This window comes from Acinetobacter sp. SM34 (genome assembly GCF_022012365.1).
In the GTDB taxonomy this organism is placed as follows: domain Bacteria; phylum Pseudomonadota; class Gammaproteobacteria; order Pseudomonadales; family Moraxellaceae; genus Acinetobacter.
Genome location: NZ_JAKLTP010000002.1, coordinates 239,758 through 257,854 on the forward strand (window position 1 = coordinate 239,758; position 18,097 = coordinate 257,854).

19 protein-coding genes are annotated in these 18,097 nt (G+C 42.6%); 14 read left to right on the forward strand and 5 right to left on the reverse strand.

The annotated features are described in order from the left end of the window. Window positions 1-5: 5 nt before the first annotated feature. From LZZ98_RS02905 to LZZ98_RS02940, 8 genes are all read left to right on the forward strand, one after another. A complete protein-coding gene (locus tag LZZ98_RS02905; RefSeq protein ID WP_237786561.1) occupies window positions 6-1,229 on the forward strand; it encodes an SfnB family sulfur acquisition oxidoreductase in 1,224 nt (407 codons plus the stop codon). Then, window positions 1,229-2,650, forward strand: a complete 1,422-nt coding sequence (locus LZZ98_RS02910) for an LLM class flavin-dependent oxidoreductase (protein ID WP_237786562.1) — start codon at window positions 1,229-1,231, stop codon at window positions 2,648-2,650. Before LZZ98_RS02905 ends, LZZ98_RS02910 begins: the two co-directional genes overlap by 1 nt. Before the next feature lie 15 nt (window positions 2,651-2,665). Next, the gene (locus tag LZZ98_RS02915; protein WP_237786563.1) at window positions 2,666-3,496 is read left to right on the forward strand and encodes a MetQ/NlpA family ABC transporter substrate-binding protein; all 831 of its coding nucleotides are present in this window, start codon (window positions 2,666-2,668) and stop codon (window positions 3,494-3,496) included. 11 nt (window positions 3,497-3,507) lie between these two features. Next, window positions 3,508-4,344, forward strand: coding sequence for a MetQ/NlpA family ABC transporter substrate-binding protein (locus tag LZZ98_RS02920; RefSeq protein WP_237786564.1), 837 nt, complete (start codon window positions 3,508-3,510; stop codon window positions 4,342-4,344). A 10-nt stretch (window positions 4,345-4,354) separates the two neighbouring features. After that, the gene (locus LZZ98_RS02925) at window positions 4,355-5,425 is read left to right on the forward strand and encodes a methionine ABC transporter ATP-binding protein (RefSeq protein ID WP_237786565.1); all 1,071 of its coding nucleotides are present in this window, start codon (window positions 4,355-4,357) and stop codon (window positions 5,423-5,425) included. Next, complete coding sequence (locus LZZ98_RS02930; protein WP_237786566.1) at window positions 5,406-6,065, forward strand: methionine ABC transporter permease; 660 nt, start codon at window positions 5,406-5,408, stop codon at window positions 6,063-6,065. Before LZZ98_RS02925 ends, LZZ98_RS02930 begins: the two co-directional genes overlap by 20 nt. A 111-nt stretch (window positions 6,066-6,176) precedes the next feature. Then, window positions 6,177-7,268, forward strand: coding sequence for a redox-regulated ATPase YchF (ychF, locus tag LZZ98_RS02935; RefSeq protein ID WP_237786567.1), 1,092 nt, complete (start codon window positions 6,177-6,179; stop codon window positions 7,266-7,268). Between the two features lie 508 nt (window positions 7,269-7,776). Then, complete coding sequence (locus tag LZZ98_RS02940; RefSeq protein ID WP_237786568.1) at window positions 7,777-8,091, forward strand: hypothetical protein; 315 nt, start codon at window positions 7,777-7,779, stop codon at window positions 8,089-8,091. A gap of 54 nt (window positions 8,092-8,145) precedes the next feature. On the opposite strand, the gene LZZ98_RS02945 is transcribed toward LZZ98_RS02940, so the two are convergent. Continuing rightward, a complete protein-coding gene (locus LZZ98_RS02945) occupies window positions 8,146-8,679 on the reverse strand; it encodes an Mpo1 family 2-hydroxy fatty acid dioxygenase (protein ID WP_237786569.1) in 534 nt (177 codons plus the stop codon). Between the two features lie 97 nt (window positions 8,680-8,776). Here LZZ98_RS02945 and LZZ98_RS02950 point away from each other — a divergent pair, with 97 nt between their 5' ends. Next, window positions 8,777-9,478, forward strand: a complete 702-nt coding sequence (locus tag LZZ98_RS02950) for a Crp/Fnr family transcriptional regulator (protein ID WP_237786570.1) — start codon at window positions 8,777-8,779, stop codon at window positions 9,476-9,478. Window positions 9,479-9,594: 116 nt separating this feature from the next. On the opposite strand, the gene LZZ98_RS02955 is transcribed toward LZZ98_RS02950, so the two are convergent. After that, window positions 9,595-9,741 (reverse strand): hypothetical protein, encoded by a 147-nt coding sequence (locus LZZ98_RS02955; RefSeq protein WP_237786571.1) that lies wholly within the window; start codon window positions 9,739-9,741, stop codon window positions 9,595-9,597. Window positions 9,742-10,001: 260 nt separating this feature from the next. Next, on the reverse strand, window positions 10,002-10,481 hold the full coding sequence (locus LZZ98_RS02960; RefSeq protein WP_237786572.1) for a hypothetical protein: 480 nt from the start codon (window positions 10,479-10,481) through the stop codon (window positions 10,002-10,004). Window positions 10,482-10,585: 104 nt separating this feature from the next. Here LZZ98_RS02960 and LZZ98_RS02965 point away from each other — a divergent pair, with 104 nt between their 5' ends. The 5 genes from LZZ98_RS02965 to dapC all read left to right on the forward strand — a co-directional run bounded on the left by LZZ98_RS02965 (window position 10,586) and on the right by dapC (window position 16,948). Then, window positions 10,586-11,341 (forward strand): AzlC family ABC transporter permease, encoded by a 756-nt coding sequence (locus LZZ98_RS02965; RefSeq protein WP_237786573.1) that lies wholly within the window; start codon window positions 10,586-10,588, stop codon window positions 11,339-11,341. Further along, window positions 11,331-11,678, forward strand: coding sequence for an L-valine transporter subunit YgaH (gene ygaH / locus LZZ98_RS02970; protein ID WP_086175917.1), 348 nt, complete (start codon window positions 11,331-11,333; stop codon window positions 11,676-11,678). Before LZZ98_RS02965 ends, ygaH begins: the two co-directional genes overlap by 11 nt. Before the next feature lie 163 nt (window positions 11,679-11,841). Beyond that, window positions 11,842-13,056 carry a formate-dependent phosphoribosylglycinamide formyltransferase gene (gene purT, locus LZZ98_RS02975; protein ID WP_237786574.1) on the forward strand — a complete coding sequence of 405 codons (1,215 nt, stop codon included), beginning with the start codon at window positions 11,842-11,844 and terminating at the stop codon, window positions 13,054-13,056. Between the two features lie 30 nt (window positions 13,057-13,086). After that, window positions 13,087-15,753, forward strand: a complete 2,667-nt coding sequence (glnD, locus tag LZZ98_RS02980; protein WP_237786575.1) for a [protein-PII] uridylyltransferase — start codon at window positions 13,087-13,089, stop codon at window positions 15,751-15,753. Window positions 15,754-15,778: 25 nt separating this feature from the next. Continuing rightward, window positions 15,779-16,948: a succinyldiaminopimelate transaminase gene (gene dapC, locus LZZ98_RS02985; RefSeq protein ID WP_237786598.1), complete on the forward strand. Its 1,170-nt coding sequence runs from the start codon at window positions 15,779-15,781 to the stop codon at window positions 16,946-16,948. A gap of 138 nt (window positions 16,949-17,086) precedes the next feature. Here dapC and LZZ98_RS02990 read toward each other — a convergent pair whose 3' ends face one another. Further along, window positions 17,087-17,569, reverse strand: coding sequence for a glutathione peroxidase (locus LZZ98_RS02990; RefSeq protein ID WP_237786576.1), 483 nt, complete (start codon window positions 17,567-17,569; stop codon window positions 17,087-17,089). Then, window positions 17,566-17,985 carry a peptide-methionine (R)-S-oxide reductase MsrB gene (gene msrB / locus LZZ98_RS02995; protein WP_086175922.1) on the reverse strand — a complete coding sequence of 140 codons (420 nt, stop codon included), beginning with the start codon at window positions 17,983-17,985 and terminating at the stop codon, window positions 17,566-17,568. Before msrB ends, LZZ98_RS02990 begins: the two co-directional genes overlap by 4 nt. Window positions 17,986-18,097: the final 112 nt, after the last annotated feature.

The window sequence follows — 18,097 nt, forward strand, 5'->3', positions numbered from 1 at the left end:
TCACCATGACTTCATATCAAAATCTTACTTCATTTAATTCCGAACAGCTGGCGCATGCACACATTATTCAGTCTGATGCAGAAGCGCTAGAAATTGCACGCAATTTAGCTGAACAATTCAGAGTAGGATCCGTACAACGCGATGCCGAGCGTATCCTTCCGTTTGAAGAAATTGAAGCCTATAGCCAGTCTGGACTCTGGGCCATTACCGTACCAAAACAGTATGGTGGTGCAGAGGTATCCAGCTATACCGTAGCTCAAGTAATTGCACTGATGAGTGGTGTAGATGGTTCAATTGGCCAGATTCCACAAAACCATTTTTATGGTCTGGAAATCCTGCGCAATAACGGCACAGAACAGCAAAAACAAAAACTCTATGCCGAAGTATTAAAAGGTGCCCGTTTTGGCAATGCCTTGGCAGAATTCAAAACCAAAACTGCCGCACAACGCCAAACAGCTATCCGAAAAAATGCTGAAGGCTATGTAATTAATGGTGAAAAGTTCTATTGCACCGGCAGCCTGTTCGCGCATCGGATTCCCACACTGGTGGTCGATGAACAGGATCAGCAATTCCTGGCTTTTGTGCCACGTGATAATGAAGGTCTGACTTTGATTGATGACTGGAGCGGTTTTGGCCAACGCACTACAGGCAGTGGAACGGTAAAGTTTAATAGCGTGCAGGTATTAGAGGAAGATGTGGTTCGATTCGATACTGCCTATTCTCAGCCGACCATCTCGGGGCCTTTTGCGCAATTGATGCATGCTTCTATTGAAACCGGGATTGCCCGTGCGGCCTTTGAAGAAACCTTGAACCGCATCCGTCTGGCACGACCATGGATTGATTCAGGCGTAGACAAAGCGACTGATGATCCACTGACCTTATTTGAACTGGGCCGAATTGTGGCCGATGTCCGCGCCTCAGAAGTGTTACTCAAACAGGCAGCGCGTTCGATTGATGCCGCAAAGCCAGCACCTACTGCAGAAAATGTCGCTAAAGCCTCTCTGGATGTTGCCAAAGTGCGGGCGCATAGCAGTGAGACCGCATTAAAAGCATCCTCAAAACTGATTGAACTGGCTGGTAGCCGCGGCAGCCAACGTGAAGACGGCCTAGATCGCTTCTGGCGCAATGCACGCGTACATACCCTACATGATGCTTCGCGCTGGAAATATTATTTCATTGCCAATCATATTTTAAATGGCGTACTACCACCGCGTCGGGGGACATTGTAATGACAATAACAGCACAATCCGTACCCAAGAAAATCTTGCTGAATGCTTTTGACATGAACTGTGTCGGCCATATCAATCACGGATTATGGACCCATCCGCGTGATCAGTCGCACCGTTTTAATGAACTCAGCTACTGGACAGATTTAGCCCAAACCCTGGAACAAGGGCTGTTTGATGGCCTGTTTATTGCCGACATTACCGGAGTGTATGATGTCTATCAAAACAATATCGACCTGACTTTAAAAGAATCGATTCAGTTACCAAGTCATGACCCCAGTACTCTGGTTTCTGCCATGGCTGCTGTGACAAAAAACCTTGGATTCGGTATTACCGTCAATTTAAGTTATGAATCGCCTTATCAGTTTGCCCGTCGCTTCGGCAGTCTGGATCATCTGACCCAAGGCCGGATTGGCTGGAATATTGTCACCGGCTATTTGGACAGTGCACAACGCCTGATTGGTGAAAAAGGTTTGAAAGACCATGACCTACGTTATGAACAAGCCGAAGAATTTTTACAGCTTTGCTATAAATTCTGGGAAGGTTCTTGGGAAAATGATGCAGTCTTAAAAGACAAGCAGAATCGTATTTTTACCGATCCAGCCAAAGTACATCAGGTCAATCATCAGGGCCAATTTTACCAAAGCCAGGGCGTGTTTCAGGTCTCTCCTTCTATCCAGCGTACTCCAGTTTTATTCCAGGCAGGTGCTTCACCGCGTGGTATGGCCTTTGCCACCCAGCATGCTGAAGGCATGTTTATTGGCGGTGATCAACCTGCAAAAATCAAAAAACAGGTCGATCAGATCCGTCGTCAGGCAACTGAACAAGGGCGTGATCCTGAAGCAATTAAGATTTTTGTAGGCATTACAGTCGTTACCGCAGAAACGGATGAACTGGCTCAGCAAAAACTGGATGAATACAGCTCTTATGCAAGCCCCGAAGCAGGACTTGCGCATTTCTCAAGTTCTGTCGGGATTGACCTGTCTAAATTTGCCGATGATGAAGCAATTCCCTATCAAAAAACCAATAGCATTGCTTCGGTGAATAACAAGTTTAAAGAACAGCAGATCACACCGAACGATCTGAAAGCCCAGCATGTGCTTGGCGGACGTTATCCCCTGATTGTCGGTAGTGGTGCAACCGTGGCTGAAAAACTGATTCAGCTGATTGATGAAACCGGGATTGATGGCTTCAACCTGACCCGTACCGTTGCGCCTGAATCGCATCAGGATTTTATCCGTCTGGTTATTCCCGAATTACAGCAGCGCGGACGCTATAAGACTGCATATGAACAAGGCAGTTTAAGACACAAGCTGTTTCAGCAAGGCGACCGACTGTCTGCCTCACATCCTGTTCAGCAATTTCGATGTCAAAGCTCTGCATCAACTTCGAATTCCAACTTAAAGCAAAAACAATCAGCATAAATTTTGAGGTGCAACATGGCACAAAGCGCTAAAACTAAATTCACCATTATTGGGGTGATTATTGCGGTAGTGGTTATCGGACTGGTGGTCTGGAATCAACAAAAGAAATCCAGTTCAGATGAACTAGTGATTGGCATTAGTCCATCCTTTGCCAAGCCTTTACAGGTCGCAGCTGATGAAGCCAAGCAGCAAGGTCTGAACGTGAAACTGGTGGAATTCTCTGACTGGAATACACCGAATATCACGCTTAATCATGGCGATATTGATGCCAATTTCTTTCAGCACCAGCCTTTTTTAGACAATGCTAAAAAAGAAACAGACTTTAAGATCAAGGCCTTCGCTAAAGGCGCAGCAACACATGTCGGTTTGTATTCAAAGAAAATCAAAAGTTTTGATGAGTTAAAAGATGGTGCCAAAGTTGTGGTTCCAAACGATCCAGTGAATCAAGGACGTGCACTATTACTTTTACAACAGGCAAAACTGGTGACCCTTAAAGATCCAAACAACCACTTGTCTAGCTTAAAAGACATTGCAGCTAATCCGAAGAACTTACAGTTCGTTGAAGTCGAAGGCCCTCAAACGGCTCGTGCCATTGACGATGTAGATCTGGCTTTTGGCTACCCGCACTATTTGCGCTTGGCAAAAACAGCAGATCCGGAACAAGCTTTGTTATTTGACTCTAACAAGGACAACCGTTATGCCATTTTGTTTGCGGTACGTGAGGACTATCAAGACAAGAATGACAAACTGAAGAAATTTGTCGAAATCTATCAGAACTCGCCGAAGGTAAAACAGGCTTTGGATGCAGATTTCGGTGCCAAACTCTGGTTCCCGGGCTGGAAATAAGGGTTTAAACAATGTCTCAAATTTCCAAGCTTAATATTAAAAATCTGCTGATTGGCCTCACTATAGTTGTAGTCATTGCAGGATTGTTTGCCTATCGTTATGAGCAAAACCAGCAACAGGATAATGTCCTGACGATTGGTATTAGCCCACCCTATGCAGAACTATTACAGACAGTTGCAAAAGAAGTAGAGAAAGATGGCATTCATGTCAAACTGGTTGAATTTTCAGATTGGCAGGCACCCAATGTGGCAGTACAAAACGGTGATATTGATGCCAACTTTTTTCAGCAAAGCGTGTTTTTAAAGAATGCGATTAAACAAACCAATTACGACTTACATGCTTTCGGCATAGGAAGTGGCAGCCATGTAGGTTTATATTCCAAGCAATATAAATCTTTAGATGCCTTGCCACAAAATGCACGTGTGGTTATTCCAAGTGACCCTGTTAACTCGGCTCGTGCATTGATTTTGTTGCATCGTGCAGGTCTGATCCAAATCAAAGACAGCAACAATGAACTGTCAACCCTGCAAGATATTGTGGCGAATCCGAAACAACTCAAATTTTTAGAAGTTGAAGGTCCTCAAACAGCACTTGCATATGACGATGCGGATCTGATTTTTGGTTTCCCCCATTATTTAAATATGGCTAAAAAAGCCGATCCACACAGTGCTTTGTTTTTAGATCCAATTGATAAGAAATACGCCATCCTTTTTGTTACGCGTAAAGATTATCAAGACAAAAATCAAAAGTTAGAAAAATTCATTCACGCCTTTCAAAACTCATCACAAGTTCAAAATATTTTAGACAAAGATTTTGGTAAGAACATGTGGTTCCCTGGCTGGAAATAAGGAGAAAACGATGGTGAGTTTTGGTTCTCAGGTGGACTTCTCTGTCCCGCACATCAAAATCCGAAATCTGAACAAATATTATGATGTTCAGGGTAACTCGGTTCATGCCTTAAAAGACATTAATCTAGATATTCCTGAAGGTAAAATCTTTGGCATTATCGGGAAAAGTGGTGCCGGTAAATCTTCACTGATACGCACCTTAAATGGTTTGGAGCAAATCAGTGAAGGTCATATCCATATTCATCAGCAGGATCTGGCAGAATTGAAACATGCCAAACTGATCCAGTTGCGTCAGCGCATTGGCATGATTTTTCAGCACTTTAATTTAATGTCAGCGAAAACGGTTTGGGAAAATGTTGCCCTACCTTTAAAGGTCGCCAATTATAAAAAATCAGACATTGATGCACGTGTGAATGAAGTGCTGCAACTGGTCGGTTTAAGTGAAAAGGCACAGCACTACCCTTCACAGTTATCTGGCGGCCAGAAACAACGTGTCGGCATTGCCCGTGCTTTGGTGCATCATCCGGAAATTTTGCTATGTGATGAAGCAACTTCGGCCCTAGACCCGGAAAGTACTTCAGTGGTTTTGTCATTACTGAAAGAAATCAATCAGAAACTGGGTATTACCATTGTGCTGATCACCCATGAAATGCAGGTGATTCGTGAAATCTGCGATCAGGTGGTGGTCATTGAACATGGTGAAATTGTCGAATCTGGCGAAGTCTGGTCGGTGTTTTCCAATCCACAGCAAGAAATTACCCAAGAATTGCTAAATCTGGAACAGCTGGATTTACCTTTTGCCATCAGCCCGAATGTGATTTCTGAAAGTTCACATAGCATTTTAAAACTGCGCTATGCCTCCGATGTTCAACATTCACCTGATCTGAAACTTATTTTTGATCAGTTTGAAACGCCGGTACATTTATATCAGAGCCATGTTGATACTATCCAGAAGCATCTGGTCGGAAGTTTTATTGTAGCTGTTCCTGATCTGAATATTAACACCGGCTTACTTCAACAAAAATTAAAACAATACATTGCACAGATTGAGGTCATTGGCTATGCACGACCAGCTCATTGATTTATTACTGACCGGAACAATTGATACTTTGCTGATGGTCGGTGTGTCCGCCATTGTTGCCTTTATCATTGGCTTGCCTATCGCTGTGATTTTAGTCAGTACTGCCGAACACGGTATTTATCCCTCTAAAAGCATCAACCAGGGCTTGGGCTGGGTGGTCAACATTACCCGTTCGGTCCCGTTTTTAATTTTAATGGTAGCGCTCATTCCACTCACCCGCTGGATTGTTGGCACCAGTTACGGCGTATGGGCCGCGGTAGTGCCTTTAACCTTGGCGGCCACCCCTTTCTTTGCCCGTATTGCCGAAGTCAGTTTACGCGAAGTAGATCAAGGGCTGATTGAAGCGGCACAAGCGATTGGCTGTAATCGTAAACAGATTATCTGGCATGTACTGTTACCTGAAGCACTGCCCGGAATTGTGGCAGGCTTTACCGTGACTTTGGTGACTATGATCAACTCATCCGCCATTGCCGGTGCCATTGGCGCAGGCGGTTTGGGCGATATTGCCTATCGATATGGTTATCAGCGTTTTGATATGCAAATCATGCTCGCCGTGATTGTGGTACTGGTGATTCTTGTGATGCTGGTTCAGGCCGCGGGCGATTCAATCTCCAGTCAGCTGGATAAACGTAAAATTTAAGCTGTCCGATTTTAGGAGTTTTCAACAAACCATCTAGCCATGACCTGACTTTGTCATGGCTTTCATGTAAAATCATCGGCAATTTTTATATAACACGTTGTGAGTCTTTTCATGGGTTTTAATTGCGGTATTGTCGGCTTGCCGAACGTTGGTAAATCTACACTTTTCAATGCATTGACTAAAGCTGCCATTGCTGCAGAAAACTTCCCGTTCTGCACCATCGAACCGAACACCGGTATCGTTCCTGTACCTGACCTACGCATGGACAAACTTGCGGAAATCGTTAAACCACAACGTGTGCTTGCAACCACCATGGAATTTGTGGATATTGCCGGTCTTGTGGCTGGTGCCTCTAAAGGTGAAGGCCTGGGTAACCAGTTCCTTGCGAATATCCGTGAAACCGATGCCATTGCGCATGTAGTGCGTTGTTTTGAAGATGAAAATGTCATTCACGTGAATGGTAAAATCGACCCGTTGGATGATATTGCAACCATCAATACTGAACTTGCCCTTGCTGATTTGGAAACTGTAACCAAAGCAGTAACACGTTTAGCAAAATCAGCTAAAAGTGGCGACAAAGAAGCCGTTGCCACTAAAACTGTTTTAGACAAAATCTTGCCTTTGCTAGATGAAGGCAAACCTGCACGTGCAGCCGATCTTGATGATGATGAACGTAAACTGGTTCGTGGTTTTGGTTTAATGACTTTAAAACCAACCATGTACATTGCCAACGTGGCTGAAGATGGTTTTGAAAATAACCCGCATCTAGAAGCGGTTAAAAAATTGGCTGCCGAAGAAAATGCGATTGTGGTTCCGCTTTGCAACCAGATTGAAGCTGAAATTTCATTGCTTGAAGATGAAGACCGTGCTGAATTCCTGGAAGCTATGGGTATGGAAGAACCAGGTCTGAATATCGTGATTCGTGCCGGTTACAGCTTGCTTGGCTTACAAACTTACTTCACCGCAGGTGTACAGGAAGTTCGTGCCTGGACTGTGAAAGTAGGTGCAACTGCACCACAAGCAGCCGGTGTGATCCACACTGACTTTGAAAAAGGCTTTATCCGTGCTGAATGTATTGCTTATGATGACTTCGTTCAATACAACGGCGAAGCCGGTGCGAAAGAAGCTGGTAAATGGCGTCTGGAAGGTAAAACTTACGTGGTTCAGGACGGTGACGTTCTGCACTTCCGTTTTAATGTTTAATTCGTGATTTAATAAAAAAGCCCCATTATTGGGGTTTTTTATTGTCTCAATCAGCTGAATGCTCATCTTTCAGTAAGATCGGTATAGCATGTGAATTGATCGTTAGATTTAATGTACTTTTTCAATAGCCAATATCAGTACCCGCTTCAGAACAAGCAGGCTAGATCATGGGTAAATCTTTAAATTATTACTACTTGGTCTGACGATGGTTTGTCTGGAGAATTAGTCCTGTGTCCAATCATCAAAGCGCATTAAAACAGCATAGACGATTTACACATCGAGATATACTCGGTTATTTTTCTCATTAAACTTAGGCCTTAGGCTATTTTATCTGGTCTATTGTTTAAGTTTCAGCAGCTCAAACTTAAAACCTGCTTAAAACCCAAAAAACACCAACAATTTCACTGTAACTTATTGCTTTTCAGCAACGATTCTACAACTCAATTGTGAATAAAATTTGCCTATTTTACATACAGGTACTGATGCCTGTTTTCAAAGAATAATAGCAATGAAAAAACTCAGCACAATTTTTACCGCAGCGATCTTCACAATGCTTAGTGCCACTGCATTTGCTTGCCCTAAAGGCATGACCATGACGGGTGGTACAGGTCCAAATCATAAAGGCGGCACATGTGTTACTACAAAAGAAGCCAAAAAACATGCTGCTACGCAGCATGAAAAAAGCAAAGCACATGCTGCAAAAGAACATAGCAATATGATCAAACCGGCAGAAAAAGATATGCACAAAGCCAACACTGAAATGAACAAAGCAAAAATGGATATGAACAAAGCCAATACCGAGATGAGCAAACCAAAACCATAATTGCTAAAAAAAGCCGGTTTAATAAACCGGCTTTTTTATCTTGAAGCTTTTAAGTTAATTAATATTCACAATCTTGGCATCCATTTCAGCACGTTGTTTGCGTGCCTCAACTACCATTCTTTGCTGTAAATCTTTGCGCAATCCCAACAAGAACACAAATTCTGCCAACACAAATAAAGGGCCGATCGCCAGACCAATCACATCATCAAAAAATGCCGGCTTTTTCTTTTCATAGTAGTGACCAACAAATTGAAACAGCCAGCCCACCACGAAAATGCCGATACTCAAGCTGAACCAGCTCGCCATTTGCATTTGTGCAATCTGGTAGGCTAATGGATAGATAAGCGCAAAAATGACCAGCATTACAATCCCGAAAATGCGGTCCAGAATGAAATAATAGATGCAACTTGCTATCATTAATAATAAGGCAAGGGTCAGTTCAAAGCCTGCAAACAGTATACCTGCGCGTGCAGTCAAACAGACGATGGAAAAAACAATCAGCGGAATGCCAATAAAATGGGTAAAAATATTCTTTTGATCGAGGTGATAAGCTGCATACTGGCTTAACAGCTGTTCTAATTTGGTCATGTTATTCTTCCTTGCTCCACTTATTGTTCTACTATATAAAAAAATCCAGGGACAAGTTGTCAGTTAGCCGACAACTCAAATAAAAAAAGGAATTAACGTGCTCGAGACCATTTATATCGATCATTTAGAACAAAATGTCTGGTTCACCCAATTGCCTGTACTGTTTAAGGACTTTATTGTGAACAGTGCTGTGCAGCTGCATTTCGACAAGGAACAAACCATCTTTCATGCTGGGGATTTATTTAATGGCATCTATGCCGTTCTAGAAGGTGCAGTTCGCTTAGGCTATATTGATATTCATGGCAAAGCCGCAGTTGCTGCCATTGTAGAACCGATTATGTGGTTTGGTGAAATCTCTCTGGTCGATGCCAAGCCGCGTTCCCATGATGCCATTGCCACGCAAAAAAGCCTGATTCTGCATATACCGAGTACCGCGCTACAATTTCTGCTGCAACAACATCCAGTTTTTTGGTATCACATTGCGCAACTCACCAGTCAAAAACTACGCTTTGCTTTTTTAGAGCTAATTTCAATCCAAACCCAAAACATGACCCAGCGCTTGGCACAACGCTTGCTGTTTATTTTAAATGGATATGGCAATCATTTAAGCATTGAAAAAAACATTATTCATTTATCGCAAGAACAGCTGGCGCAAATGCTGACCTGTTCCAGACAAACCATCAATCAGGAACTGCAAGCTTTAGAACAGCAAAATATTTTGCGTCTATCTTTTAAGAAAATTGAAATTTTAAACTTGGCGGAACTGCATCGCATTGGCCATGCTTTTCCAGGCAACTGAAGTAAAAATACTGGTTGATCAACAGATTAAGTAAGGATTAAGCTTTAAATATTTACCGCCAACCAGAACAAATGAAGTGACTTGTCTGATCATTCGCAGGTTGAACAGATAAGATCTTATGAAAGTAACTGACACACATTCACATCATCAAAACCATTGGTGCATGCTGCAACTTCATGTTCGCTCTCTGAGGAAGATTGAACAGCCTGTACTTGTGCTGATGCAGTCGCTAGCTGACTAAAAGTGCTGATTGCGATAGTCATACTTATTGAAAAAAACACTTTATTAAACATATCTTTTACTCCTAATCAGCAACTAAGTAGAAATTATTTAGATTTTTATCAAAATAATAATATATTAAATTGTTATTATTATACACAAATTATCATTTAATGATAATTTTATATATTTATCATATTATCGTTTTATTATCTTATTCATCCCTTAAAACTATAAGTAAAAGTATATTTTAAAAAGTAGAGTACATAAAAAACGAGGCATAAGCCTCGTTTTGATTTCCATTCTAAGAGCCGATTTTTTTCGGATCAGTATTTCCAAGTACCGGGTTATCGATTGCATCTTTACATTGCTGCTTATCACGCTCGTAATCTGCCTGTTTCTGCGCCACTGAACTGGATTGATCCATGGTTTCACGTGCCCAAATTTCCAGACTGGTCAATGCCTTACGGCATAAAGCATATTTCCCTTCAGTTACGGAATCAGTCATTTTGACATTAATGCGCCAATCTGTACTCAGCTTGCGTGCCGGTTTACGGACCTGCTCTTCCAAGGCATCAACTTTTTTTGCATACACCAGACCATCCACCCGATTAATGAATTTCCACGCTTCATTGGCATAAGTGGTTGCATCATTGGTCAGTTTAGGTGCGGGTTTAATTTCAGCTTTTTCAGTTTTATTGCCATCATTTCCACAAGCCTGCAGCAAAACACTACTGCATAATAAAGAAACAATCAGCATTCCACGTGTCTTCAACATCAACATATCAGGCTCACCCAGATAAACAATTCGGCACTATGCTAGTGAATTCGAGTACAATACTCAATCATCATTTGACCCGTTGTTCAACTCTCCCGCAAAGGTGTGTCGTGTCTGAGCACAAAATTCCTCCAGTTCAAGCTGCTGGCTTTTGGCAAGGTGCTAAAGACAGCCAAGCCATTATTTTTACTTATCTTCCTGTTTCATTTGCTTTCGGTGTTTCGGCCAGCCAATTTGGCTTTAGCTCTTGGGAAGCGCTGTTTTTATCCTGTTCCATGTATGCCGGCGCCAGTCAGTTTTTAGTCGTAGCTTTACTGGGCAGTGGCACATCCATCTGGATGACTGCCCTCACCGTGATTGCTTTAGATATTCGGCACGTGCTTTACGGGCCAGCTTTACAAAATCTGATCCAGGACAAATTGAATTTAAAGAAAACTGCTGTCTGGGCTTGGGGTTTAACCGATGAAGTCTTTGCTTCGGGGATGATTAAACTTTCGCAACGGCGTCAGGAATGGTCAGAATCCTGGATGCTGGGCTTAAGCCTGTTTAGCTGGATGTCCTGGGCCTTAGGTTCATTTTTAGGTGGATTATTTGCCGATCAGGTCAGTACCTTACCTCAGTTTTTACAGGCCGCTCTGGATTTCTTGCTGCCCGCGTTATTCCTGAGTTTCCTGCTTGCTGCCTTTGAGAAAAAGCATAGCTTTATTGTCGCGGTCTGTTTAGTGGTATCCGCTATTGCCTGCTATTTCATTAATTTATCGGCTGCGATTTTTATCGGGATTTTCTCCGGTATTCTGGCTGGCCTATTTAAACACTATGTTTTAAAACAATATGATGATGAATTTGGAGAGGCGCATGAATCTTGAAATTATTCTGGTCGGGATCATTGTCGGGATTGCCAATTTTGCCTCGCGTTTTGGGCCATTTTATCTCATTCAAAAAAGCCGTCAGAATTCACAAAAACGCGGTGCAGTCTGGATCAAGATTGCTTTAGGCAGTATCGGTATTGCTGCAATCAGTTCCATGCTGGTGGTTGCTACCCTACCGCCACTGATGGAAAGTCCGAATAAAAGTTTTGCCATGCTGGTCGGTTTTCTCACCCTGGCGGGTCTGTATTTTAAGTTTAAGAAAATTGTCCCGGCGACCTTAACTGCAGCGCTTGCGTACGGATTGATTTATACTTATCTGCCGGTTTCCTTCTAAGTATTTTAAAAGTCTCTCCTTTTTAAAGGGGAGACTTAGAGTGAATTAAAAATAGAGATAACTTATAAATAAAATTGTTGGACAATATCATTAATTTATGTGAACGAAACCTTAACTCTTAAACCAGTTCTGCTATGCTAAAAGTCCATAAAATCAAGCATGGATGATTTACATGAGCGTGACCATTGGTACTCCACTTCAGTCTTCTGCTTTTAAAGTTTTATTATTGGGTTCGGGAGAATTAGGTAAAGAAGTTGTGATTTCCTTACAACGCCTAGGTGTAGAAGTTCATGCTGCGGATCGTTATGATCATGCCCCTGCCATGCAAGTGGCCCATTATTCTTATACTTTAAACATGGCAGATGCCGAAGAACTCAAACAACTGATTGAAAAAATTAAACCCAATCTGATTGTTCCTGAAATTGAAGCTATTGCGACTCAAGTTTTAGTCGATATCGAACAACAAAATATTGCCACCGTGATTCCCTCTGCCAAAGCAGTCAACCTCACCATGAACCGTGAAGGCATTCGTCGTCTGGCTGCTGAAGAACTTGGCTTACCGACTTCTGCCTACCGCTTTGCCGACTCTTTAGAATCTTTCCGTGCTGCCTGTGATGACATTGGCTATCCAAACTTTGTTAAACCGGTAATGTCCTCTTCAGGTAAGGGCCAATCACGGGTTAAAAGTTTTGATGAAGTCGATGCTGCCTGGGAATATGCGCAAACTGGCGGCCGGGTTAATCAGGGTAAAGTCATTGTTGAATCGCAAATTGATTTCGACTTTGAAATTACCTTACTGACAGTACGTGCCAAAAATGCCGAAACAGGTGAAATTGAAACCCACTACTGTGACGCGATCGGACATCGTCAAGATTCTGGCGATTATGTAGAAAGCTGGCAGCCGCAAGCCATGACTCCGGCGGCTTTAGAAGAAGCTAAACGCATTGCCCATAAAGTCACAACAGCTTTAGGGGGCTGCGGTATTTTCGGTGTGGAACTGTTTGTCAAAGGCGATAAAGTATGGTTTAGTGAAGTATCTCCACGTCCGCATGATACAGGGCTTGTCACCCTTGCATCACAATATCAGAGCGAATTTGAATTACATGCGCGTGCCATTTTAGGTCTGCCAGTGAATACTTCACGTCATAGTGTTGCAGCCAGTGCGGTCATTTATGCAGGCATTGATGATACCAATTTGTCTTTTTCTGGCTTAAATCTTGCTTTAACAAATCCGAACACTGATTTACGCCTTTTTGGTAAACCCGAAGGTTTTAAACGTCGTCGCATGGGGGTTGCAACTGCACGTGCTGAAACCACAGATCAGGCGCGTGAACTTGCACTAGAGACTGCATCTCTAGTCAGTGTTAAACAAAACTAAACTTGCTATCTTATTAACGGACCACTGTTCATGATCAATACCTCTCCACTGCTGAATTACGTTAAAAGTAACCATGACATACAGGCGATCAATCAATGGCGCACCGATGTTGAAAATCAGCTTCAGGAAAGTTTTGAAAATGGACAGTCGATCCGAGAGATCATTTTGGCCCGATCCAACCTGATTGATGAAGCCCTAAAGTTTCTCTGGAAACATGCTGAACTTGATCAGACCGATCTGGGTCTGTTTGCTGTGGGTGGATATGGCCGCCGGGAAATGCTGCCTTATTCTGATGTGGATATCATGATTTTATCGGAAGATAATATTACTGCCGAGCAGGAAAAACTGATTTCCACTTTTATCTCCTCGCTTTGGGATGTTGGTAATTTCAAACCCGGCATTAGCGTACGTACCATTTTCGAATGTGTTGAACAGGCCACCAATGATTTAACCGTTGCGACCGCGCTGATTGAGTCGCGTTTGATTACGGGCAACCCAAATTTAGCCAAATGGCCACGCCGTATTGTTTCCCAAACCTGGACCGATAAAACCTTTTATGATGCCAAAATGGATGAGCAGGCAAAACGCTATGCTCAGCACAACAATACCGAAAGCAACCTGGAACCGGATATTAAAAACGCACCGGGCGGTCTGCGTGACATCAACCAGATTGGCTGGATTGCCAAACGGCACTTCAGGGTCAACCGTATTTATGACCTGGTTCATTTAGGCTTTATTTCAGATTTTGAACTGGGTGTATTAGAAGAAGCTGAAAGTTTTCTATGGGAGATTCGCCATCATTTGCACCGTTTGACCAAACGTGATGAAAACCGTTTATTGTTCGATTATCAACGTGATATCGCTGCCCTATTTGGTTATACACGTGAAGAAAATAAATCACCGAATTATCCGATCGAACAGTTCATGAAGCGTTATTATCGGAGCGCGCAACAAGTATCTACCTTAAATGAAATGTTGCTGGCTTATTTTAACGAGTCTGTCATCACACCACGTTTACCCAATTATGAACGCAAGATTGAAGAAATTAATGCAAACTTCAAACTGGTTGATGGCAAACTTGCAGTTCAGCACCATAAAATCTTCTCGGAACGTCCAAGTGCAATTTTAGAACTGTTCTATTTATTGGCAAACCGTCCTGAAATTGAAGGCATCCGTGCCCGTACCTTACGCCTTTTGACTCTTGCAGCAAAACGTATTGACCAGAACTACCGTAATAATCCTGAACATCAAGCGCTATTCATGGCCATCATGCGTTCACCGCATCGCCTGTATAACACACTGGTGGCGATGAAACGTTATGGGGTATTGGGCAATTATATTCCGGCATTTGGTCAAATTATGGGACTGATGCAGTATGACCTGTTCCATATTTATACCGTAGATGCACATACCTTATTGTTATTGCGTAATTTGAATCGCTTTAAGGAACCCGAGTTTGCCAAAGACTTCCCTGTGGTCAGTTCGGTGTTCCAGCGTCTTCGCCGTCGCGACATTGTTTATCTGGCTGCTTTATTCCATGACATCGCCAAAGGTCGTGGTGGTGACCATAGTGAGCTGGGTGCAGAAGATGCAATTGCATTCTGTCGAACCCATGGCTTTACCGAACGTGAATGTAATCTGGTGGCCTGGCTGATTCAAAATCATTTGCTGATGTCGATGACGGCACAGAAAAAAGATATTTCCGATCCGGATGTGGTACAAGATTTTGCCCAAAAGCTGGGGGATATGGAGCATCTGGATTATCTGTATGTACTCACCGTTGCCGATATCAACGCGACCAATCCAAAACTATGGAATACCTGGCGCGCGTCCTTGATGCGTCAGTTGTATACTCATGCGCGTGATGTGATTCGTACCGGTCTTGGACATCCGGTGGATTATCAGATGCTGATTGAAGACACCAAATTTGCTGCCAGTGAAATGCTGGTCAATGACTTTGCGCTCGAAGAGGTAGAAAAAGTCTGGCAAGAGCTCGGTGATGAATACTTCATTAAAGAATCAGCCGATGAAATTGCCTGGCATACCCGTGCCATTTTGCAACATGGCAATAATCCGGAACCTCTGGTATTGATGCGTGCCCATCGTCAGTCAGCACAAGATGCGGTACAGATCTTTATTTACACTCAGGATCAACCCAATTTATTTGCCACTACCGTGGCGATTTTTGACCGGATGAATCTGGACGTGCAAGATGCACGGATTATTACTGCATCAACCGCCTTTAGCCTGGATACCTATGTGGTGCTTGACCGTTTTGGCACCTTGCTCACCGACCCGGAACGTGAAGAAACCGTGATTGAGGCTTTGGTTAAAGCTTTAAGCCAATCGGACAAATATCCTGGTCTGATGCAACGTCGTATTCCACGCCAATTACGCCATTTTGATATTGAAAATACCGTGGATATCACCCTGAATGCTGCACTTCAACAAAACATGGTTGAAATTTCAACGCTCGACCATCCGGGTTTACTTGCCAAAGTAGGTGGTTTATTTATGATGCAAGGTTTAGATATCCATTCTGCTAAAATTGCGACCTTGGGTGAACGTGCAGAAGATATTTTCTTTGTCACTAAAAAAGATGGCATCCCAATGTCCGATTCAGAAGCTAAAACTTTTGCTGCTCAATTGAAGTTAGCACTGGATGAAGCCTCAAATCTTGTCTCTGGCCAACATTAACTTAAATTTACGCGGTACCTATTTCATGAACTCTAGTTTGTCATTATTGCATCCTTATCCTTTTGAAAAGTTAAATAAACTTTTTCAGGGGATTCAACCTGCAGATTTACCACTCATTCCATTATCGATTGGTGAGCCAAAGCATCCTGCACCAGAGTTTGTGAAACAGGCCATTATTGACAACTTCAAGCATTTATCGACTTACCCGAACAGCAAAGGCTTACCTGAACTACGTCAAAGCATTGCCAACTGGTTAACCCGTCGCTTCAAGCTCAACAGCATTAGCGCTGAAAACCATATTCTGCCTGTATCCGGTACTCGCGAAGCCATCTTTTCTTTTGTTCAGGCTTTAGTCAACCGCGAAGATGCACCTTATGTGGTGATGCCGAATCCTTTCTATCAAATTTATGAAGGGGCAACCTTGCTTGCAGGTGCCAAACCGTACTTCATTAACTGCACTGAAGAAAACAATTATCTGGGTGATTTTGATGCCGTCCCTGCAGAAGTGTGGGAAAAAACTGCATTATTGTTTGTCTGCACACCCGGCAATCCTACCGGTGCCGTATTGTCAAAAGAGCAATTTAAAAAACTGATTGCACTTTCAGACCAATATAACTTTGTGATTGCTTCAGATGAATGCTATTCGGAACTCTGGTTTGAGCAAGCGCCTGTAGGCTTGCTTGAAGTCTGCGCTGAAATCGGCCGTGATGATTACAAAAACTGTGTGGTGTTCCATTCCCTGTCCAAGCGTTCAAACTTGCCGGGCATGCGTTCAGGTTTTGTCGCAGGTGATGCTGCATTGCTTAAACCTTATTTGCAATATCGTACTTACCATGGTGCTGCCATGCCGGTTCAGCATCAACTGGCATCTATTGCCGCTTGGGATGATGAAGCGCATGTGGAAGAAAACCGTAAGCTGTACCGTGCCAAATTTGAATTATTCCAGAATGAGCTGGGTCATTTATTGCCACTGAAAAAACCGGATGCAGGCTTCTATTACTGGCTAAAAGTGGACAATGATGAAAACTTTGCCAAAATGCTGATGGAAAAAGCCCATATTAAAGTCCTGCCTGGCCGTTATCTGTCACGTGATACCGAGCAAGGCAATCCAGGTGAAAATCATGTCCGTATGGCATTGGTTGCCGATATCGCACAATGTGAACAAGCCATTCAGCGTTTGAAAGCCATTCTTTAATGGGTTAAATAAGCAATAAGATCAACTATTATCCACTGCTACAACAGTGGATAATTTTTTTCACATCCACTTAAACCCAGCAGATAAAATGAGAAAGGGCGATCCATAAATCGCCCTATATGTTTTTTATTATCAAACTTACTTGGTCAAAGCCACTTCAATATCCCTTTCCAGATCTTCTGGCTTGGTGGTGGGTGCATAGCGATTAATGACTTCACCTTTTTTATTAATTAAAAATTTAGTGAAATTCCATTTAATGCCATTTCCCAAAACCCCTTTACTATTATTGGTTAAATAGCGAAAGATGATGTGTGCTTCAGGTCCTTTAACATCCACTTTGGCAAACATCGGGAAATTCACGCCATAATTTTTTTGACAGAATGCACCAATCTGTTCATTAGAACCGGGATCTTGCCCACCAAACTGATTACAAGGAAAACCCAAAACTTCTAATCCCTGATCTTTGTATTTTTCATACAACTTTTCAAGACCTGCGAACTGGGGAGTAAAACCGCATTTACTTGCAGTATTTACGATCAATAAAACTTTACCCTGATAATCGGCAAATGATTTATTTTTTCCATCTAACAACTCAGCCTCAAACTGATAAATGTTGGTCATGGATATGTTTCCTCATCATTTTTTTCTTGTGTTTTTAATTCTAAAGAAGCTGAATTAACGCAATAGCGCAATCCTGTAGGTTGTGGGCCATCTTCAAAAACATGCCCTAAATGCGCGCCACAATGATGGCAAACAATTTCCGTTCTGACCATACCATGGGTCGAATCCTGATGTTCTTCAACAGCTGAACTATTTACAGGACGATAAAAACTTGGCCAGCCACTGCCGCTGTCATATTTGGTTTCGGAAGAGAATAATTCTTCGCCACAACAACGGCAAAGATAGGTTCCTGTTTGCTTAGTATTCCAGTACTTACCGGTAAATGCTGGCTCCGTCCCCTTTTGACGTGTAATACGGAATTCTTCAGGTGATAACTCTCTTTGCCATTCTCTGTCTGATTTACTGAGTTTTCCCATGATTACGCACCTTTCTATCTTGCTATTTAAAATAGGATAATCCTATATTTACGTGATTCATTTTAAAAATTCTAGTCTTTATTTAACATTTTACAAAAGACATATAATATCT